14 protein-coding genes and 2 pseudogenes are annotated in these 19,617 nt (G+C 62.6%); 9 read left to right on the top strand and 7 right to left on the bottom strand.

What is annotated here, in order from left to right:
- Positions 1-325 precede the first annotated feature (325 nt).
- Positions 326-1,603, bottom strand: a complete 1,278-nt coding sequence (locus tag FAZ11_RS12270; RefSeq protein ID WP_058774205.1) for an MFS transporter — start codon at positions 1,601-1,603, stop codon at positions 326-328.
- Positions 1,604-1,710: 107 nt separating this feature from the next.
- On the opposite strand from FAZ11_RS12270, the pseudogene FAZ11_RS12265 reads away from it, so the two are divergent.
- Positions 1,711-2,591, top strand: a pseudogene (locus FAZ11_RS12265) (LysR substrate-binding domain-containing protein).
- A gap of 46 nt (positions 2,592-2,637) precedes the next feature.
- On the opposite strand, the gene FAZ11_RS12260 reads toward FAZ11_RS12265, so the two are convergent.
- From FAZ11_RS12260 to FAZ11_RS25020, 3 genes and pseudogenes are all read right to left on the bottom strand, one after another.
- On the bottom strand, positions 2,638-4,068 hold the full coding sequence (locus FAZ11_RS12260) for a P-loop ATPase, Sll1717 family (protein WP_137279135.1): 1,431 nt from the start codon (positions 4,066-4,068) through the stop codon (positions 2,638-2,640).
- Positions 4,065-5,930 (bottom strand): 3'-5' exonuclease, encoded by a 1,866-nt coding sequence (locus FAZ11_RS12255; protein WP_058774203.1) that lies wholly within the window; start codon positions 5,928-5,930, stop codon positions 4,065-4,067. The genes FAZ11_RS12260 and FAZ11_RS12255 overlap by 4 nt, the downstream gene beginning before the upstream one ends.
- Positions 5,931-6,306: 376 nt before the next feature.
- A pseudogene (locus FAZ11_RS25020) lies at positions 6,307-6,618 on the bottom strand (globin); the annotation flags it as partial.
- 222 nt (positions 6,619-6,840) lie between these two features.
- Between FAZ11_RS25020 and FAZ11_RS12245 the strand changes: the two are divergent.
- Positions 6,841-7,533: a bacteriorhodopsin gene (locus FAZ11_RS12245; protein ID WP_058774201.1), complete on the top strand. Its 693-nt coding sequence runs from the start codon at positions 6,841-6,843 to the stop codon at positions 7,531-7,533.
- 2 nt (positions 7,534-7,535) lie between these two features.
- On the top strand, positions 7,536-8,387 hold the full coding sequence (locus FAZ11_RS12240; protein ID WP_058774200.1) for a Brp/Blh family beta-carotene 15,15'-dioxygenase: 852 nt from the start codon (positions 7,536-7,538) through the stop codon (positions 8,385-8,387).
- On the opposite strand, the gene FAZ11_RS12235 is transcribed toward FAZ11_RS12240, so the two are convergent.
- Positions 8,361-8,840 carry an Lrp/AsnC family transcriptional regulator gene (locus FAZ11_RS12235; protein WP_058769063.1) on the bottom strand — a complete coding sequence of 160 codons (480 nt, stop codon included), beginning with the start codon at positions 8,838-8,840 and terminating at the stop codon, positions 8,361-8,363. The two genes, FAZ11_RS12240 and FAZ11_RS12235, sit on opposite strands and share 27 nt — an antisense overlap.
- A 460-nt stretch (positions 8,841-9,300) precedes the next feature.
- Positions 9,301-10,752, bottom strand: coding sequence for a glycine betaine/L-proline transporter ProP (gene proP, locus FAZ11_RS12230; protein WP_058787343.1), 1,452 nt, complete (start codon positions 10,750-10,752; stop codon positions 9,301-9,303).
- A 390-nt stretch (positions 10,753-11,142) separates the two neighbouring features.
- Here proP and FAZ11_RS12225 point away from each other — a divergent pair, with 390 nt between their 5' ends.
- Positions 11,143-12,078 carry a DUF6515 family protein gene (locus FAZ11_RS12225; protein ID WP_058774349.1) on the top strand — a complete coding sequence of 312 codons (936 nt, stop codon included), beginning with the start codon at positions 11,143-11,145 and terminating at the stop codon, positions 12,076-12,078.
- 8 nt (positions 12,079-12,086) lie between these two features.
- Here FAZ11_RS12225 and FAZ11_RS12220 read toward each other — a convergent pair whose 3' ends face one another.
- Complete coding sequence (locus FAZ11_RS12220; protein WP_058760546.1) at positions 12,087-12,770, bottom strand: class I SAM-dependent methyltransferase; 684 nt, start codon at positions 12,768-12,770, stop codon at positions 12,087-12,089.
- Between the two features lie 814 nt (positions 12,771-13,584).
- On the opposite strand from FAZ11_RS12220, the gene FAZ11_RS12215 reads away from it, so the two are divergent.
- Genes FAZ11_RS12215 through FAZ11_RS12195 form a run of 5 tightly spaced genes read left to right on the top strand, consistent with a single transcriptional unit; the run spans position 13,585 to position 19,613 of the window.
- On the top strand, positions 13,585-14,094 hold the full coding sequence (locus FAZ11_RS12215) for a GspH/FimT family pseudopilin (RefSeq protein ID WP_137279134.1): 510 nt from the start codon (positions 13,585-13,587) through the stop codon (positions 14,092-14,094).
- A 14-nt stretch (positions 14,095-14,108) separates the two neighbouring features.
- Positions 14,109-14,687, top strand: a complete 579-nt coding sequence (gene pilV, locus FAZ11_RS12210; protein ID WP_058774347.1) for a type IV pilus modification protein PilV — start codon at positions 14,109-14,111, stop codon at positions 14,685-14,687.
- Positions 14,684-15,421: a PilW family protein gene (locus FAZ11_RS12205; protein ID WP_058774346.1), complete on the top strand. Its 738-nt coding sequence runs from the start codon at positions 14,684-14,686 to the stop codon at positions 15,419-15,421. The genes pilV and FAZ11_RS12205 overlap by 4 nt, the downstream gene beginning before the upstream one ends.
- Positions 15,418-16,026, top strand: coding sequence for a pilus assembly PilX family protein (locus tag FAZ11_RS12200; protein WP_058774345.1), 609 nt, complete (start codon positions 15,418-15,420; stop codon positions 16,024-16,026). Before FAZ11_RS12205 ends, FAZ11_RS12200 begins: the two co-directional genes overlap by 4 nt.
- Positions 16,023-19,613, top strand: a complete 3,591-nt coding sequence (locus FAZ11_RS12195) for a pilus assembly protein (RefSeq protein WP_240043553.1) — start codon at positions 16,023-16,025, stop codon at positions 19,611-19,613. Before FAZ11_RS12200 ends, FAZ11_RS12195 begins: the two co-directional genes overlap by 4 nt.
- Positions 19,614-19,617: the final 4 nt, after the last annotated feature.

The following is a 19,617-nucleotide window of genomic DNA, read 5'->3' as shown; positions in this document are numbered from 1 at the left end:
CAGCGTTCGCCGCGCATTATCCAAGCGGCTACACACCTAGGCAAACATTTGTCTGAACGTTGCGAAGGGGCTGCAGTCGCCTGCGTTTAATGAGGAACAGGCTAGCGTGGCGGGGCCGTGAGAGCCGCTTTCGGGGGAACGAAACGCCGCTCCGCGCGACGAGTGGCAATCAGACGAGGAAATGACGGCCTGTGGCGGCGATATACGGTAGGTTGGGTTGAGCACCGCGCAGCCCAGCATTGGGCAGTGTTGGGCTGCGACGATAGAGCCGTCTCAACCCAACCGACGAAGGTCGGCCATGGCCGCGATCAGCCAGACCGCGGCTTCAGCGCGCCGGTAGCGGCTGCAACTTCGCCAGGCGCATGGCCACCGCCAGGGCGGCCAGCAGCAGGGCACCGATGAACAGGCCGACGCCGGTCCAGCCGCCCAGGTGCCAGCAGAAGCCGCCCAGGGTGCCGGCCACGCTGGAGCCGGCGTAGTAGCTGAACAGATACAGCGACGACGCCTGGCCGCGCGCCTGGCGCGCCCGACGACCGACCCAACTGCTGGCCACTGAATGGGCGCCGAAGAAGCCGAAGGTGAACAGCAGCATCCCCGGCAGCACCAGCCACAGCGGGGTGAACAGGGTCAGCAGCAGACCGCCGAGCTTGAGCACGATGGCCGCGCTGAACACCCGCCGCCGGCCGAAGCGATCGGCCAGGCTGCCGAACTTGGCCGAGCTGTAGATGCCCGCCAGATAGACCAGCGAGAGCACCCCGATCCAGGCCTGGCTCAGATGATAGGGCTCGGCCAGCAGGCGATAGGCGATGTAGTTGAACAAGGTGACGAAGGCGCCCATCAGCAGGAAGGCCTCCAGGAACAGCCAGGGCAGCCCGGCATCGCGAAAGTGCAGCGCATAGCCGGCGAGCAGGCTACGCGGCCGCAAGGGGCGCGGCTGGAACCGCTTCGAGGCCGGCAGGCTGCGCTTGAACAGCACCGCCGCCACCAGCGCCAATACGCCCAAGGCGCCCAGGGCGATGCGCCAGGACACGAAGTCCACCAGCACCCCGCTGATCACCCGACCGGACATCCCGCCCAGGGCGTTGCCACTGATATAGAGGCCCATGGCATAGCCCAGGTGCTCCGGGTGTACCTCTTCTGCCAGATAGGTCATGGCCACCGCCGCCACGCCGGCCAGCGATAGCCCGACCAGGGCGCGGGTCACCAGGATGCCGTCCCAGGTGGGCATCAGGGCGCTGAGCAGGGTGAAGCCACCGGCGGCGAACAAGGCATAGACCATCACCGACTTGCGCCCGATGGCATCGGAGATCGGCCCGGTCACCAGCAGGCCGCAGGCCATGAGACCCGTGGCCAGGGACAGCGACAGGCTGCTGGCCGCCGCCGTGAGGCCAAAGGCCTGGGAGAAGATCGGCATCAACGGCTGCACGCAATAGAGCAGGGCGAAGGTGGCGAAGCCGCCGCAGAACAGCGCCAGGGCGGTGCGCAGGAATTGCGGCGTGCCCTTTTCGATGAAGGCGTCCGGTTGGTGGTGGGCTTCGTTGGCGGCAGGCCGGGTGGCCAGGGCAGGGGTAGGTGGCGTGGCGGACGACCGGGACGTGTTCACGGGTACCTCAGGGCAGGTCTGACCTCATTACCCTAGGCTGGCGGCTGCCATATATCCAATATATTGTCCGTCTCGATTGATAGGTTTTACGACTCATTGGAGGCGGTATGGAATTGCGCCACCTGAGGTACTTCGTGGCCGTGGCCGAAGAGCTGCATTTCGGTCGCGCGGCCCAGCGGCTGAATCTCTCCCAGCCGCCGCTCAGCCAGCAGATCCAGGCCCTGGAAGCCGAATTGGGCACCCGCCTGCTGGAGCGCACCAATCGACGTGTCGCCCTCACCGACGCCGGCCGGCGTTTCTCGACGAAGCCAGGCAGATCCTCGCCGCCAGCGAGCGCGCCGCCGAACGGGTCCGCCGCGCCGGCCGTGGCGAGACCGGGCAACTGCAGGTGGGCTTCAGCGCCTCTTCGCCCTTCGTCGCCACCATCCCCAAGACCCTATTCGCCTATCGCCGTGCCTACCCCGAGGTGCGCCTGCAACTGCAGGAAATGAGCAGCCGCGAACAGATCGACGCCATGCTCGCCGGCAATCTGCAGATCGGCCTGATCCGCCCCATCGAATTGCCTGACGCCCTGGTGGCGGTCGAACTCTTCCGCGAACCCCTGGTGGTCGCCCTGCGCCACGACCACCCCTTGGCCCAGCAGGGCAGCGCACCGCTACCCCTGGCTGCACTCGCCGAAGAGCCCTTCGTCTACTTCCCGCGCAGCTTCGGCACCGGCCTCTACCAACAGCTCCACAGCCTCGCCGCCCGCGCCGGCTTCACCCCGCGCATCGTCCAGGAGGCCAGTGAAGTCCTCATCATCCTCGGCCTGGTCGCCGCCGGCCTCGGCGTCACCGTGCTGCCCGCCACCTACCAGCGTACTCAGATGGAAGGGCTGGTGTATCGCGAGCTGGATGATCCGGAAGCGACGTCGGCGGTGTGGTTGCTGCGCAGGAGGGATGAGGTGTCGCCGCAGGCGGAGGCGTTTGTGGGGTTGTTGCTCGAATAAGGAGCAAACTGCATACCCATTATTTTGCAATAAGGGTATACGTGCTTTATATGATTTGCAGGGATTTAAATAGGCCTCTGTGCAGCACGATCGGTTCTTTTCTATTGAAGTTTGCTTCTGGTGTTATGTATCTGAAGACGTGTTTGTTTATTTGGCTGGGCTGGTTTCCTATTACGGAGAAGTTGAATAGTACTCTAAGTATAAAATCTGTGCTTTTGTCCTGTAGCTCTCCTTGGGAAACCGCCTCTTTAAATGCAGATTCAAATTCCTCTATCGAGAGTGTTTGTTTTCTGACTATGGAAAAAATATTCAGAGTGGATTTTATTTCAGGTAGTATGCCGTTGATCTCATCTTCAATTTCGCTTCTTAGATAGTTGGAGAATGCCTTGTCGATTTTTGTTACTATGTTTGGGGTTATGACGGTTTTGTTTTCTTTTAAGGCTTGCTCGGCACATGCTTGTATGTATCGGATGTAGTCTCTTGGTCTAAGCTGAGTGCTGCGTGTTATATAATCAAATATGGTCATCTGTTTTTGTTGTTTGTGGCCGTATTTAACAGGTACTGAGGCGAAGAGATTTTTCCAAGCTTTTGGGAAGGGGTCTATTCCTGATTTTTTTGGGTCGGCTTTTGATATTCTGAATGCCAATAGCTCTTTTATTGAGCTTTCATCCCATTCGAGAGCGATTTTTAAATCGTGCCATTTGTTTCTATCTGGATCCATTAATACGTCGTATATATCGTCTCTTAAAAAAACTACAGGAAATAATTTTCTGCCTTGAAAAACAGAGCGAACGTCCTGGACGGCCTTAAATAAACTAGTTAAAAGGTCTGTGTATCTCTTGTAGTTGCTGGGGTCTAATACGTCCCTGTAGTCCTCGTCTAATTCATCAAATACAATTAAATATTCGGCCGTGTCTAAGTTTGCTAGTAGTAGATCTTCTAATACTTCTACTCGTTCAATCCAGCTTGCATTGTTTGCAATTGTCGAGTTTGTGCCGCTTGCTTCGACGCCGCTTCCGAGGATTGATATTTTAAAACCCCCGCTGACCCATCTTTTTATGCTCCTCGATAGTGATTGCTCAATGTCTTCTGCATAAATTTTTCTCAAGCTTTCGCGGATGGCAGAGTCTATATTTTCATTTTTAGCCATTAGCTTGGCGACTGAGCTATATATCAGGTACTTCCATAAGGTGATGTATTGATTTGGGTTGGTATAGCTATCGTTTTTAAGTGCGTACAATTCTTGGAATGGAAAATTCTTGAAGGAAAGTTTTTTGGCAAATCTAGAATAGCTTGAGTCTTTTGTTAAATGTTCGGTGATTGCGGTCTTTCCAGTGCCTTTCCTTCCAATAACGAAAGCCTTTGATCCATTGGAGACTCGATCAACTAAGTTGGTGTGAAAAAAATATCTTGCGGTATCTTCAAGTTTTGCTTCTAGCTTCCATTCGGAAACTTCTCGAATTAGTTCTGTGCTCATTTGTCATCTCGCTTGCTTGGTTTTAGTTGCGCTTTATTTAGCTTTTTCGTAAATTTTGAAGCTTCTTTATAAGTCATCACCAACCGATCAATCGCCCGCGTCATCGCCACATACAGCAATCGCGCCTCATCCTCTTCCGGCTCGCCCTGCTTGGGCATTTCGCCTAGTCCTGGAATCAATAACAAGCCGAACTCCAACCCCTTGCTGGAGTGCATGCTTACGATCTTGACGCTGTCCTCGGCGTCGTAGAGTTGGGCGCGGCCTTTGTCGCTGGCGCCGGAGCGGTAGGGGAGGGCGGCCTTCTGGAGTTCGTATTCGGCCTGGTAGGCCTGGCTGCTGCTGCGATAGAGGATGGCCATGTCGCTGAGTGGGCGACCATTGGCCTGTTCGTCGCGGATACGGGCGATGAGCAGGTCCCACTCCTCGCGGTCGCTGCCGCACTGGATAAGTTCGGGGAAGGGGCCGCGGCGGCCGGCGCTTTCCGGGGCGATCAGGGGCACGCCGTCTTCGCTGGCGTCGCGACTGGCCAGCAGTTCGGTGGCGAAGGCGCGGGCCACGGACAGAATTTCCACCGTGTTGCGGTAGTTGAGTTTGAGGATGGTGGTGCGGCCCTGGGCCTGGATGCCGACGCTGGCGAAGCTGAAGTCCAGCGCCTTCTTGCCGCCCTTGCCGCGATAGATGGCCTGGGCGTCGTCATAGAGCACCAGCAGCGACTGGGTGCTGGGGTCGACCATCTGCACCACCAGCTTGAACCACTCGGGGGCGAAGTCGTGGCCTTCGTCGATCAGTACGGCGCTGTATTGGCCGCGAGGAATCTGGCCGCGATCGACGGCATCGATGGTACGCAGCACGTACTGCTCCATCTTGGCCGCCACGGGGAGGCGGTGATCCGGCTTGTCCACCTGGTAGGCGGTGAGCATTTCGGCGCACCAGGCGTGGAAGTTCTGCACCACCACCCGCTCGCCTAGGCCCTTTTGTTCGATCACCTGGCGCAGCCGGCCGGCCAGGGACTTGTTGTAGCAGAGCACCAGGATGGGTTTGACCGAGACCTTGGCCAGGTGGGCGCAGCGATAGCCGAGGATCATGGTCTTGCCGCTGCCGGCGGCGCCGTGGATGACGCGGTGGCCATCGCCCAGGGAGCGGGCCAGTTGTTCCTGCTGCAGGTCCATGACCTTGATCAGGCTGGGCAGCGGCGCCTCGGCGGCGTCGAACAACCCGAACTGGCCGGGCTGGCTGTTGACCCGCACCTCGGGGTAGAGGTGATAGCGCACCCGGTCGATCTGCGGCAGGGTGAGGGCGCAGGGGAAGACGTGGGGGAACATGTCCCAGAGGCGCTGCTGGAAGGCTTCCGGGTCGGCGGATTCGGTCATCTCGTCCTGGAAGAGCACCCGCTGGGGATCGAAGACGTCGGCGAGATCGGTCTGCTCGAACTGGCGGCGGGTGATGCCGGTGAGTACCACGCCCCAGCCCCAGGGCATGATCAGTTGGCCTGGATGCGGCGAGCCGGCGCTCTGGCGCAGCAGCGGGTCCTTCTTCAGCAGCAGGTCGACTTCGAGGATGTAGGAGCGGGCTTGCAGCAGGGGATTGGCGACGGTCTTGAGGCCGTCCTGGGTATGCAGCCGCACCTTGCCGGGGGTGACGGATTCCAAGGTGGCCAGCTTCCAGTCCTTGACCTCCAGCACCAGGATGCCTCGCCGTGGATGGAGCACGACGAAATCCGGATAGCGGGCCTTGGGGCCGACCGGAACGTTGCTCCAGCAGAGGTAGTCGTCTTCGAGCAGCTTTTCCAGGCGTTCGGCGAAGCGGCGTTCACCGGGCGTATCGAACTGGCATTGGCTGCGAGCGGGGAAAAAGCGGGCCATCGGTCATCCATTCCGAGGTGCGGGCAGGGCGGAATAACCGTGATCTGCTGCACAAAAGTCCTTTCGTCATACCTTAGTCATCTAAGTGAGGTGGGTAAAGCGTCTAGGCAGGGCTCTTGAGCGATTGGCTGGGATAACCGACCGATGGTGGCTGGCAGATGGCCGGTATTGCGGGCTTTTGAGCGGTAGGAGTCGGAGGAGGTCTGGGCGAGGATTGCCCTCACCCCGGCCCTCTCCCTGAGGGAGAGGGGGCGGTTGGCTGGGGAGTTGTGTGTGGGGTGTTGGGCTTCGACGGTGGAGCCGTCTCAGCCCAACCTGAGCGGCTGGGTAGGTTGGGTTGAGCGCAGCGAAGCCCAACGGAGACAGGGCTTCGACGACGCATTACCGCGATCCCGGCTTCCAGCACGTCACGCCATTCCTCGCGCAAGGCTTCGTCGAAGGCGAGATCGTGCTGGGCGAGGGTGGCCAGCAAGCAGTCGATCCAGCCTTCGTAGAGTTCTGGGCCTATGTCCAGCCGCATGCGGCAGTGATTTTCGCCGAGTTGGCACAGCCGGGTGGCGGGCAGGCTGTGGGCGACCAGGACCAGGTTCCGGATGCCGTGGCGCAGCAGCCGGAAGAAGTCGTCGAAGAGGGTGGGGCTGGCGCAGCAGCGCCCTTAGCTCAGCATCACGTTCTGGGCTGGCAGCATGCGGATTTCCGGGCGGGCACGAAAAGACGCAGCCTGCCTGAGCGCTCGAGAGCGGTGCTTGACCTCGCTCAAGACGGCTGTGCCAGCTGCCCAGTGGTTCTGAAACATTTTGAACCAATTCTCGCGGCGGCTTCTCTACCTTAAGCGCAGCGGTTGTCGAGAACCCCTTTTCCAGAGGGGTTGGTCGTACCGGTCCGCCCCTATCGACCCCTGGAGACTTTCATGATTCAGACGCCCCTGCTCATCGGTTTCATCATCATGTCGCTCGCGTCCCTGGCGATCTATGCCAAGGGCGCGCACCACGGCCCGTTGCGCGGCCATACCCTGGTGCATGCCGCCGTGCCCTTCATCGCCGCCACGGCCTATCTGGCCATGTACCTGGGCGTCGGCAATCTGATCAAGCCGGACGGCAGTGTCACCTATGTCGCCCGTTACCTGGACTGGACCTTCACCACCCCGCTGTTGCTGGCCGGCGTGGTGAGCTCGGCCTACCTGGGCGCGCGTGAGCAGGAAGGCCAGGCCGGCTTCGTGGCCTCCATCGTCACCCTGGACGTGGTGATGATCGTGACCGGTCTGGTCGCTTCCCTGGCGCCCTACGGCACCCTCAAGTGGGTGTTCTTCGCCTGGTCCTGCGCGGCCTTCGCCGGGGTGCTCTATCTGCTGTGGAAGCCGCTGGCGACCCTGGCCGGTCAGCACGCCGCCGTCGGCGCGGCCTACCGCAAGAACGTCGGCTTTCTCAGCGTGCTGTGGCTGATCTATCCGGTGGTATTCGCCGTGGGGCCCGAAGGTGTCTGGGCGGTGAGCGATGCGGCTACGGTCTGGGCCTTCCTGATCCTCGATGTGCTGGCCAAGGTGGTCTATGCCTTCACCTCGGAGCGTAATCTGCGTGCGGCCCTGGCGCGGACTGGCGTCTAGTCATGACGTTAAGCGGGCGGGGCTGGCTGGCGCTGCTGCTGACCGCCGGGCTCGCCAGCCTGGTGGGCGGGGCAGGGCAACTGGCCTTCGCCCTGGTGGTAGGCCTGGGATTGGGACTGCTGCATGGCGCCAGCGACCTCTGCCTGGTCTCTCCAGCACGCCGCCCCGCCTTCCTGGGCTGCTATCTGGCGACGGCCCTGGCCTGCCTGCTGTGTTGGCAACTGGCCGGAGCGCTGGCCCTGGCGCTGTTCCTGCTGCTCTCGGCTTGGCATTTCGCCCATGAGGACGAGCTGTTCGCCGGTCGGCTAACGTCGCTGGCGCTTGGGCTGTTCATCGTCGGCGGCCCGGCGCTGTTGCACCCTGCAGCCGTCGCCCGGCTGCTGGGCCTGGCCATGGGGCCCGCGGCTTCTTTAGCTCTGGCGCAGTGGCTGACCTGGCTGCTCGTCCTTGGCGGCGCGCTATCGCTGCCCGTTCTGCTGCTGGCTGCCTGGCAGCGGCGTTGTCCCTGGCTCGCGGTCACCCTATTCGCCGTGGTGCTGGCGCCGCCGCTGGTGGGCTTCGCCCTCGGCTTCTATCTGCTGCACGCCGCGCCCCAGACCGGGGTACGGCAGCGGCTATTGGGGGCCGCCAGCCTCGAGGCCTATCTCTGGCTGACCTGGCCGATCCTGCTGGGCGCGGCGGTTTTCACCCTGGCCGGTGGCCTGGTGTTCCTGCTGCAGGAGCGGACCGGTATCCGCGCGCTGTTCGCCGTCTTGGCGGCCTTCGCCGTGCCGCACATGCTGGTGCTGCCGCGCTTTCTCGCCGCCGACGCAGAGGCCGAGCCCCCTTCAGGGGCGCAGGTGGTTGAGCGGTAGTTCGGTACTGGCCAGGATCTGGTTGAGCACGAAGCTCGACCGCACGCTGGAGACGCCTTCGATACGGGTCAGGGTGCCCAGCAGCAATTGCTGGTAGTGCTCCATGTCGGGTACCACCACCTTGAGTTGGTAGTCCGCGTCCATGCCGGTGACCAGGCAGCACTCCAGCACTTCCGGGCACTGGGCGATGACCGCCTGGAAATTCTCGAAGCGCTCCGGGGTGTGCCTGTCCATGCCGATGAGCACGAAGGCGGTCAGCGACAGGCCGAGTTTCTTGCGATCCAGCAGGGCAACCTGGCGGGTGATGTAGCCAGCGTCTTCCAGTTGCTTGACCCGCCGCGAGCAGGGGGAGGGCGATAACCCGATGCGTTCGGCCAGTTCCTGGTTGGAGAGGCGCGCATCCCGTTGCAGTTCTGCCAGGATTTTTAGATCGAAGCGGTCGAGTTTGTCCATTTTGCATACCTTGCGCTAGCCAGAAGCGTGCAATGCTAGTTTTCTAGCGAAGGATTGCGCAAGGGGCGGTAAAAAGCGCAAACAACGCAAACCCCTGCTGGGCCCAGGGGCGTAAGCTGAACTCAACTTCGATAGCCCGGTAGAGCTGTCCAACGAAGGCGCCCCAGGAGGGGCTTTCGTATCGCCAACGACGGTATCCCGTCCGCCGCGCCCGGGCCCGCCCAGGTCACCATTCCTGGTCGATCGCAGCCACCGTCACGAGCGGTGCGAGAGGACAACGAATTCAAGGGGAGGCCGCCAGGTCTCCCCTTTTCTTTTGGCTGGAGGTTTAGAGGTTGGGCGGGCCCTCACCCCGGCCCTCTCCCAGGGGGAGAGGGGGCGTCTGGGGGAGGTTGGGTGGTGGGGAGAAGGCCATCGAGAGGCCATGGCGGTCCGCCATGGCCGCGATCAAGCCCGAGGCTCAGGCATGCCCCGGCGGCTGCTTGTCCACGGTCAGCGGCGCGTCGCTGGCGAGGAATTCCTTGGCTTCCTCTGCGCTGGCCACCGAGGGCGGCGAGCCGCGCAGGGGTTTGCCGGCGGTTTCGCGCACGGTGAGCATGGTGAGGATGCCGATCACCGCTGCCACCATCAGGTAATAGGCCGGTACCAGCGGGTTGCCGGTCTTTTCCACCAGCCAGGCGGTGACCAACGGGGTGGTGCCGCCGAACAGCGAGACCGAGATGTTGAAGGCGATGGACAGGGCGCTGTAGCGGATCGGGGTGTAGAACAGCGCCGGCAGGGTGGAGGGCATGGTGCTGGTGAAGCAAGCCAGGGCGATGCCCAGCAGCATCAGGCCGAGGAAGATCAACCAGTCCTGGCCGCTGCCGATCAGCTTGAGGCAGGGGATCGCCAGGAGCAGGATCGCCAGGCAGGCGCCGATGATCATCGGCTTGCGGCCCAGGTGGTCGCTGAAGAAGCCGCCGAGGATGTTGAGCGGCATCATCACCAGCATGACGATGAGGATCAGCAGCAGGCCCTTGGTCTCGGCATAGCCCAGGGTCACGGCCAGGTAGCTGGGCATGTAGGTCAGCAGCATGTAGTCGGTGACGTTGAACACCAGCACCAGGCCGACGCACTTGAGCAGGGCGACGCGATGCAGGGTGAACAGCTCGCGCAGGCTGTGCGCCGGGCCTTCCGCCGCCTTGCCTTCGTTGGCTTCGGCATGGGCCTTGAACGCCGGTGTCTCTTCCAGCTTCAGGCGCATATAGAGGCCGAGCAGGCCGAGCGGGCCGGCGATGAAGAAGGGCACGCGCCAGCCCCAGTCGAGCAACTGTTCCTGGCTGAGCGCCGCGGTAAGGGCGGTGACCGTCCCGGCCCCGGCGATATAGCCGGCCAGGGTGCCGAATTCCAGCCAACTACCCATGCGCCCGCGGGTCTTGTCGGTGGCGTATTCGGCGATGAAGGTCGCCGCGCCGCCGTATTCGCCACCGGTGGAGAAGCCCTGTACCACCCGCGCGAGCAGCAGCAGGGCCGGCGCCCAGATACCGATGCTCTCGTAGCTGGGGATGAGGCCGATGCTGAAGGTGCCCAGGGCCATCATGATCATGGTCAGGGCGAGGATCTTCTGGCGACCGTATTTATCGCCCAGCGGGCCGAACACCATGCCGCCGAGCGGGCGGACCAGGAAGGCCACGGTAAAGGTGGCGAAGGTGGCGATCAGTTGCGCCGCGGCATCGCCGTCGGGAAAGAAGACCTTGCCCAGGGTCACGGCCAGGTAGCCGTAGACGCCGAAGTCGAACCATTCCATGGCGTTGCCCAGGGCGGCGGCGCCGACGGCGCGCTTGACCAGGGAGTTGTCGACGATGGTGAGGTCGTCCGGCTTAACCTCATGGCGGCGCTTGAACCAGCCGACGTGATGATGATGTTTCGACATGTGTTTTCCTCCTTGCGTGGGGCCATAGACCCAGGCGGACCGCTAGAAGTGCGATTCTTGTGCGGTTGAAACTTGCCAGCCGCGTCCTAAGTCGACCCTTCACGTACAGAGATCCGTGCAGGCGTCGTGCAGTATCGTCCGCTCGGCCATACCGGGCTTGCTGGTTTCCCAACTCGTCCTCGGCACCCTGCCAGTAGGTGGGCGCGAGCCGCTGTGTGCCTCTTGGTACCGTAGCGTCACCGAGCTGGATCGGCTGGACCTGGCCGAGCAATCCTTCCTGAGCAGCGCCAGACCCTGGAACGGCGGCGCGACAGGTAATCGACAGGGAGGACCGGGGCACCCATGCGATACTGGTCGAGACGATGGGACGGTCCCGTCGAGGAGGCATCCATGAAGCCCCAGACCCTGCTGGCGACGGCCCTGGCCTGCTGTCTGATCGTGCCGCTGGCCCAGGCCGACGACATCCGCCTGGGCGGTGGCTACGTCACGCCTCCCGGTGCTCCGGCTGGACCGCCACCCGGAGCTCCTCCCGCGCCGGGACGTGGCCCGGCTGACCAGGGCCCTGGCCGCTGGAACGGACCGCCTCCGGAGCGTCGCCCGCCGGTGGCCAGGCCTGCTGGGCCAGCCCTGGATGACTGGCGGCGTAACGACTTGCCACCGGGTCCACCGCCGACCTGGCAACAGCGTCCGGCTCCTCCGCCACGTCCGGGTTATGCCGCGCCCGGCTATCCGCCGCCACCACGGCCCGACTACGGCCAGGACTGGCAAGCTGGCCGACCGGGTTGGGGCCGGCATCCGCAGTGGCGCCCCGGCTTCGAGGTGCCGGGCGTACCCGCCGGCTTCACCCGCGTCTGGTACCGGGATAGCCAGTACTACTATGCCGACGGCTACTGGTATCGCCCCCAGGGCCCGCGTTACGTAGTGGTTCTGCCGCCGACCGGGGTCAGGGTCAGCGTGTTGCCGGATTTCGCCGAGACGCTGTGGATGGGCGGCACCACCTATTATTTCGCGGCCGGCAGCTACTACCGTACTGATCCGGGTGGCGGCTTCGTCACCGTCGCCGATCCCACCGCGCCGGTACCCGTGTCGGTTCCGAGCGCGCCGCCCACCGCAAGCTACGACGCCTATGACGTCACCGCCTATCCCCTGCAGGGCCAGTCACCCCAGCGTTATGCCACGGACAGATATGACTGCCGCCGCTACGCCGCCGGTGATTCGGGTTTCGATCCCGAACGCCCCGGAGCGGTGGCTGATCCCTATCTGACCCAGCGTTTTCGCCAGGCGCTGGCCGCCTGCCTAGCGGGGCGGGGGTATCGGGTGGAGTAGGGCGCCGGCTAGTCGTTGGTCAGCTGCACCAGGGTGAACAGCCCGAACGGCGGCACGCTGCTGCGGCTGGCGCGGCGCAGGTCTTCGCGGGAGAGTATGGACGCCATGGCGAAATCCGGGTGCCAGCCGAGCTTGCGCGAGGCCGGCGCCAGGGCCTTTTCCGCCAGCAGGCGCAGACCGCTTTCGGCCTGGAAATGATTGACCAGCAGCAGGTGGCCACCCGGCTTCACCACTCGGCGCATCTCCTGCATCAGCTTGCGCGGATTGGGCACGACGGAAGCCACGAACATGGCCACGGCGATATCGAAGGAGCCGGTGGGCAGGCCGGTGTCCTCGGCGTTGGCTTCGAGCAGGGCCTCCACGGTGGTGATGTCATCACGGGCGACGCGCTCCCGGGCCTTGGCCAGCATGTCCGGTGACAGGTCGATGCCGGTGACACGCTTGTCGGCGCCGTAGTGGGGCAGGGCGAGACCGGTGCCCACGCCGACCTCCAGCACCCGGGTGCCCGCCAGGGCGTTGACCGCCGCTACTGCACGCTTGCGTCCGGGCGCCGAGACACCACCGAACACCCGATCATAGACATTGGCCCAGCGCCGATAGGCGGAAATGATGGCGGCGTTATCCAGAGCGGAATGGGGCGCGGACGTGTCGGTGTCATTCAGCGAATAATCGATTTTCTTCGAGTCGTGCATAGCGGCCTTGTCATTGTCGGTAGAGGAAAGCAGCGGCGATACGAAACTAATTCGGCGCAGAGTCCGATGAAGGAAAAGTGCACTTCGATAACGAAGCGTTACCCGCTGCGTTATCGCTGATGCATGACCAATGCGGCCCAGGGGCTGCTCGGTGCCTTGGCGTCCGCGGCCTGTAGGCCAGGTGGAGCGCTCATCCCGGCGCGGTGCGGAGAAATAGGCTTGTTCTTTTTAGAACAATAACACCCGGTTTGGCTAGTTATGGGTGACTTGCTCCGCCATGAATGAGAAGTTGGTGCTTGAAAGGGCTTTTATTGTTTGGGGCTTCAATTAAAAAACTTCAATATAAGTTTATTGGTTGTTCATTCAATCAATGAATTCGGAGGAGCTAGGTAATCGACGACGTGCTTGCTCAGGCGAGGCGCACTTCAGGTCCGGATGGTCCTGTAGTGACCCTGGAGAACGGGGCGGCTGGACCGGCCGACAGTCGCTGAAGAAGCGCCGTAGCGACGGATCATTTCTGCGGGTCACAGGGCCTGCCTGCTCATCATTAGAGTGACCATTTTTCCGTGTAAAACGGCTGAAACCATTGAGGTAGAGCGCTCGGGGCGGTTTTCATAACGTTAGATGGCATATTAGTAGGTGGCTTTATTTACCTAAAATGAAGCTAATCAGTGGCGACTCGCTCATCCGGGATTCGCCCTCAAGGCCCGGCCAGTCATCCCGCCCATACGGCCGAACATCCCTCTGATGCTGATTTTGCTCTAGGTCAGGCGCAGCATCTCGCTTTCCTCGATAGACACAAGGCAGACCTGGCGTGAAGAAGGCTGCAGGCTTTACTCTTACCGAATTGATGATAGTCATGGCCTTGGTGGGCATCCTGGTCGCCATCGCTGCGCCTGGCTTCGGCGCCTTGACTCGGTCCAATCGTGTGACCGTGGCGGCAAATGAGCTGACTAATCTGCTCAACTACGCGCGCAGCGAAGCCCTGACGCGGGGCCTGAACGTCAGTGTGGAGGCGCCGAGCGTCAACAACTGGTCCGGCGCGCTCAAGGTCACCACGGCCAGCAGCACCGTCGTGGGCGACGTGGAAACGCTGCGGGCCTTCGAAGGCAGTGGCCTCGCACCCAGCGGCATCAGCAGTGTCGGCACCGCCACCCGCCTGACCTTCAGGCCCAATGGCACCCTGGCCGCGCCCTTCACCATCCTGCTCTGCGCCACCAATGACACCCACACCTCAGGCAAGGCACTCACCATCAGCCAGGGCGGCTATACCGCGGTGAGCGACTTCACTCCCACGTCGGCGAGCACGCGCGGATGCAGCTAAGGTGCAAGACCCCCATGGCGGGCTTCAGCCTGATCGAGGTGCTGGTCAGCCTGGTGATCATCTGCATCGGCGTGCTGGGCCTGGTGGCGCTGCAATCGCGCAGCCTGGTGCTGTCCCAGGATGCCATCCAGCGCAACAACGCGATCATGCTGGCCAGCGAGCTGCTGGAGCTGATGCGTAGCAATCCGGCCGCGGCCCTGAGCGGTGACAGCTTCAACACCGCGAGCCCCTACGCCAAGCAGGCCGGCGGGGACTTCGCCAGCGTGGCGCTGGAGGCGGCCGATGGCACCTGCGCCACGCTCGACCGCAGTGCGGGCGGCAGCAGCCTGGCCGGCAAGGACCTCAGCTGTTGGTTGCAGCAGGTCAAGACGCTGCTGCCGGTGACCGATGCCCTGATCAAGGCCAACTTCGCAGTCTGCCCGACGCGCAAGCCCCCCCAACTGGGCAGCACCGCGCCCTACAACGATACCGATGCCTGCGTGTCGCCCAGTGCTTCCATGGTGATGATCGTCCTCGCCTGGCAGGACAATACCGGCAATAGCGCGAGCTGCAGCGGTGGCGTGTGCTTCTACACCCTGAGGGGTGAGCTATGAAGGCAAGGCAAGGGGGCCTCTCCATCATCGAGCTGATGGTGGCCTTGACTCTGAGTACCTTTCTCATCCTGGCGGTGACCCAGCTGTACCTGAACAACAAGAGACACGCGCTGTTCCAGGAAGGCCAGGTCAGCAACGAGGAAAACGGCCGGACCGCGCTGCTGTTGCTCGACCAGCAACTGGCGCGGGCGGGCTTTCGCGCCAATCCCATCAGCCAGACGACCCTGGCGTTCGCCTTTTCAGCACGGGCGGCCGGTGATGGTTGCCCGGCCATGGACCCTGGGCAGGCGGTCGCCCTCACCAGCGACAAGACTGGCCTGTGCTTTCGCTACCGGGGAGACGTGAAGGGCACCGATACCGATTGCCTTGGTAATCCTATCCCTGCCGCTGGCCCTAACGGCACCGAGGTCCTGACCCGCATCAGCTATGTCGCCGATCCCAATGGGATTGCCGGACGCGGCAGTCTGCAATGCAGCGCCCAGGGCAAGCCGGCCCAGGTCATCGCCGCGGGCCTGGCGGACTTCGTCTGGTTCAAGCCGCCGTCACCGGCTGCGCAGAGCCAGGCGATTCGCTATGCCGCGCTGTTTTCCAGTCGCGCGGTGACCGACGGCATCGCCAATACCATGGCGGCGAACTGGAAGACCCTGACGGGACGCGAGCCTCCCGAGGGCGCCAGCGGCCAGGTACTGCAGATCGTCCAGGGCAGTGTCACCTTGCGGAATCTGATGCCATGAAGCCTCTTTCAGCCCACCGCCAAGGGGGCGCGGTCCTCCTGGTCGCCTTGGTCATGTTGCTGCTGCTTACCCTGCTGGCCATCACCAGCATGAGAGAAACCACCCTGCAGAATCGCGTGGGCGGCAACGTTTCCGAGCAGAAGCGTGCCTACAACGCCGCCGAGTCCGCCCTTCGCGAGGCCGAGCGGCGCCTGAGCGTGCTGCGTGGCACGGCGGCCTTCGCCAGCGCCAGTGCCGGTTTCGACTCCTGCAAGACCAGCGCGACCACCCTGGCGGCCACCACCGCGAATCTGTGCATCCTCAGCGAGGAGCATGACCTGGATACCCAGGCCAAGGTGCAGAGCTGGGCCAAGACCGCGCTGCAAACACTCACCGAACTGCCGGCCGATACCTCCCTGGGCTACCAGGGTTTCGATGGCCAATCCCGCTATCGCCTGGCGCCGCGTTGGGTGGTCACGGTGATCGCCGAGAGCAGCAACCCCAGCCTCGCCGCTGCCTACCAGGGCAGCGGCGCCTACTACTACCGGGTCACGGCGGTAGCCCGCAGTGGCGGAGCGCGCTTCCCGGTCATCCTGCAGAGCATCGTCAAGCTGGAGGTCCAATGAACCTTTCGTCCTCCCGCCTGGCGCTGCTGGCCCTGCTCGGTGCAGCCGGCGGCGCCAGCGCCAGCAACCTGAATATCGGCCAGCAACCGCTGTTTCTCACGACGGGTGTCGATCCCAACATCATCGTGACGCTGGACAACTCCAACAGCATGAAGTGGGGCTTCATTCCCGACTCGCTGGGCTACAGCGCCAACAACCTGCGCGTCACGCGACGGGTCAAGTCGTCGGCCTTCAATGCCATGTACTACAACCCGGCGGTGACCTATGCCGTGCCGAAGAAGGTCACCTTCAGCAATGGTGTGCTGACGGTTGCGGACTATCCGGTCAGCAGTGGTAGCGGCTTCGACTTCACCAAGGTGTACGTGAATGGCTTCCGGCCGGGGGCCGGCACGGTGGACCTGAGCAGGGACTATCGCGTGGCCTGGGAATACGACACCGCGCGTGGCCAGGATACGAACTACAACGCCGGGACCAACTACGGCGGCGCTACCGGGACGATCTATTATCTGGCGGAAAACCCCAGAGCGGATTTCTATAGCTGGGGAAGTGATAAAACCGAGACGGGCGTGCCGGCCTACTACTATGTGTTCAACAGCGATAACACCAGCTGTAGAACCTCGAACGACGCCTGCTACACCCTGGTGAATCCCAGCTCTGCCGCCGACCGACAGAACTTCGCCATCTGGTATGCCTTCTACCGCAATCGCGCGCTGAGCATGCAGTCGTCGGCCAATCTCGCCTTCTCGCAATTTTCCAATACGGTACGGGTGACCTGGCAGGACCTCAGCAACTGCACCACCCTCAATTCCAGCAACGACTGCTCGGGCATCAGCTATCGCGGCAGCAACCTGCTGCGCACCTTCGACGGCCAGGCCCGCGCCAACTTCTTCAAGTGGTTGGGCGATATCAACTTCAACACGGGTACGCCCCTGCGCAGCGCCATGGATCGTGCTGGTCGCTTTCTGCAGGTCGGCGGTAGCGAAGGGCCCTATGCCAAGAATCCCGGGGTGACCCAGAGTCCCGAATACGCCTGCCGGCCGAGTTATCAGATCATGATGACCGACGGTAAGTGGAATTCGGACAGCTTCAACGTAGGGAACGTGGACGGCAGCGGTCGAACCCTGCCGGATGGCGTGGAGTACGCATCGGACCAGGGGCCGTTCACCGACAATACCGGCAATACCCTGGCCGATCTGGCGTTCAAATACTGGGCCAGCGATGCCCAACCCAACATCCCGAACAAGCTGGCGCCTTACCTTCGCGACGCCAATGCCAACACGAAAATCCAGTACTGGAATCCGAAGAACGACCCGGCGACCTGGCAGCACCTGGTCACCTATACCGTCGGCTTCGGCCTGAGTTCGTCGCTGACCAATCCCGCCTGGGGCGGCAGTACCTTTGCTGGCGGCTACAGTCCCAGCATGACCTGGCCTCCGGCCAGCAGCGACAGCGACAACAACGTCTACGACCTCTGGCACGCGGCGATCAATTCCCGCGGGGATTTCTTCAGTGCCGACGATGCCAATGGCCTGGTCGATTCCCTGAATCAGGTGGTCAATCGCATCGCCCAGACCAACACGGCCAGCGCCGGCCAGGCGTCGTCGCCTCTGCTGGACAGCACCCAGAGCTCCAACTACACCTATGTGCCCAGCTTTTCCAGCAGCGACTGGAGTGGCAACCTCACCAAGAATCTGCGCACCGCTACCGGCACTACCCGGGTCTGGAGCGCCCAGAGTCGCCTGGATGCTGCCTACGGTACGGGCAACCAGGCCACTCGCAAGGTGTACATGAGCGTTGGCGGCGTGCGTCAGCCGTTCCTCTGGAGCAACCTGAGTGACGACCAGAAGGCGGCGCTGAATCGCAACGCGAATGGCACCCGCGATACCTATGGCGAGGCCCGGCTCAACTATCTACGCGGCGATCGCAGCAAGGAGAGCCAGACGGCAACGCCGTTCCTGCGCCTGCGCAACCATCTGCTCGGGGATATCATCAATTCCACGCCAGCCTTGGTTAGCACTCCCAGCAGCCCCACGGCCAGGATGAATGCACTCGGCAGTCCCGGCAGCTACAACGCCTTCCGGCAGCAGTGGGCCCAGCGGGCGACGCGTATCTACGTCGGCGCCAACGATGGCATGCTGCACGCCTTCGACGACAACGGTGACGAGGCTTTCGCCTTCGTGCCGAGCGCCGTGATTCCCAATCTCTACAAGCTCACCGATCCGGGTTATACCAGCAGCACCCACCAGTTCTACGTGGACGGCTCGCCAGCGGTACAGGATGTCTACTACGACAATGCCTGGCACACGGTCCTGATCGGTACCCTGCGCGGTGGCGGCAAGGCGGTATTCGCCCTGGACATCACCGACCCCGCCGATCCCAAGGTGCTCTGGGAACGCAGTGCCAGTGACCCAGATTTCAGCGAGCTGGGCCTGACCTACGGCAAACCTGAGATCGTTCGCCTGCACACCGGCAATTGGGCCGTGCTGCTCGCCAACGGCTATAACGGCGCCAACGACAAGGCGGTGCTTTATGCCCTGGACGTCAAGACCGGCCGACGCCTCGCTGCGCTCACGCCTGAGCCTAACGACGGCGTGACCACGCCCAACGGCCTGGCCGCACCGGCAGCGGTGGACGTCGATGGCGATCTGATCGTCGACTATGTCTACGCTGGCGATCTGCATGGCAATCTGTGGCGCTTCGATCTGATCGGTACCGAACTCAAGGCCAGCGCTACCCTGAGTAACTTCAAGATAGCCTTTGGCGGCGCACCGCTGTACCGCGCTCGTGCCTCTCGTTACACCAGTGGCGATGCCAATCAGGTCCAGGCCATCACCGCGGCGCCCATTCCGTTGCGGCATCCCTCGGGCATTGGTCATTTGCTGCTCTTTGGCACCGGCAAGTACCTGGAGACGGGGGACGCCACGGCCGTGACCGACAAGACCATGAGTCTCTACGGCATCTGGGATCGCCAGACCGCGGGGGAGACCGCCAGCAGCACGCCCACCCTGACCACGGCGAATCTGCAGGTACAGACCCTGGGTAGCGATACCCAGATCACCTATACCAGCACGTCCCAGGCCTCGATCACCACGACGGCCAATACCTTGAGCACCAACGCGGTGGACTGGTATAGCGATAGCAACAAGAGCGGCAAGTACGGCTGGTACCTCAATCTGCCGCCGACGGGAGAGATGATCGTCACCACACCGCGCTATCTGGCGGATACCCTGCTCGCCGCCTCGCTGGTGCCCAACGATAATCCTTGCGATTCGGGCGCCGTTACCTACCTTTATGCAGTGGATCCCTATACGGGCGGAGGCACCGATCACCTGCAGCTCGGCAGCCAGCTGCGCTACGCGCGCCTGCAAATGGCGGGGCTGTTGGGCGGACTGAATGCCTTTGTGTACGGCAGCGGTCCTATCAGTGTGGGGGGTACCGTACTGCCGGGCAGTAACGAGGGATCACAAGCTGATAGCGGCGCTGGTGGTGGTGGTGGTGGTGGTGGTGGCGGCGGGGGCGTACCGTTGAATAGACTCCAAGAGCGCCAAACCTGGCGTACTCTGTCTAACCAGAATCCGGAACCCTGAGGTA

This window comes from Pseudomonas rhizoryzae, from assembly GCF_005250615.1.
Lineage (GTDB): Bacteria > Pseudomonadota > Gammaproteobacteria > Pseudomonadales > Pseudomonadaceae > Chryseomonas > Chryseomonas rhizoryzae.
Note: the sequence above shows the minus strand (reverse complement) of the source record. Positions and strands in the feature narration are given on the sequence as shown.

Coding starts and splice junctions, on each gene's coding strand:
- FAZ11_RS12235 (WP_058769063.1), bottom strand. CDS start 8,840: ATGGACAAACTCGACCGCTTCGATCTAAAAATCCTGGCAGAACTGCAA.
- FAZ11_RS12245 (WP_058774201.1), top strand. CDS start 6,841: ATGATTCAGACGCCCCTGCTCATCGGTTTCATCATCATGTCGCTCGCG.
- proP (WP_058787343.1), bottom strand. CDS start 10,752: ATGTCGAAACATCATCATCACGTCGGCTGGTTCAAGCGCCGCCATGAG.
- FAZ11_RS12255 (WP_058774203.1), bottom strand. CDS start 5,930: ATGGCCCGCTTTTTCCCCGCTCGCAGCCAATGCCAGTTCGATACGCCC.
- FAZ11_RS12205 (WP_058774346.1), top strand. CDS start 14,684: ATGAAGGCAAGGCAAGGGGGCCTCTCCATCATCGAGCTGATGGTGGCC.
- FAZ11_RS12260 (WP_137279135.1), bottom strand. CDS start 4,068: ATGAGCACAGAACTAATTCGAGAAGTTTCCGAATGGAAGCTAGAAGCA.
- FAZ11_RS12195 (WP_240043553.1), top strand. CDS start 16,023: ATGAACCTTTCGTCCTCCCGCCTGGCGCTGCTGGCCCTGCTCGGTGCA.
- pilV (WP_058774347.1), top strand. CDS start 14,109: ATGGCGGGCTTCAGCCTGATCGAGGTGCTGGTCAGCCTGGTGATCATC.
- FAZ11_RS12225 (WP_058774349.1), top strand. CDS start 11,143: ATGAAGCCCCAGACCCTGCTGGCGACGGCCCTGGCCTGCTGTCTGATC.
- FAZ11_RS12240 (WP_058774200.1), top strand. CDS start 7,536: ATGACGTTAAGCGGGCGGGGCTGGCTGGCGCTGCTGCTGACCGCCGGG.
- FAZ11_RS12200 (WP_058774345.1), top strand. CDS start 15,418: ATGAAGCCTCTTTCAGCCCACCGCCAAGGGGGCGCGGTCCTCCTGGTC.
- FAZ11_RS12220 (WP_058760546.1), bottom strand. CDS start 12,770: ATGCACGACTCGAAGAAAATCGATTATTCGCTGAATGACACCGACACG.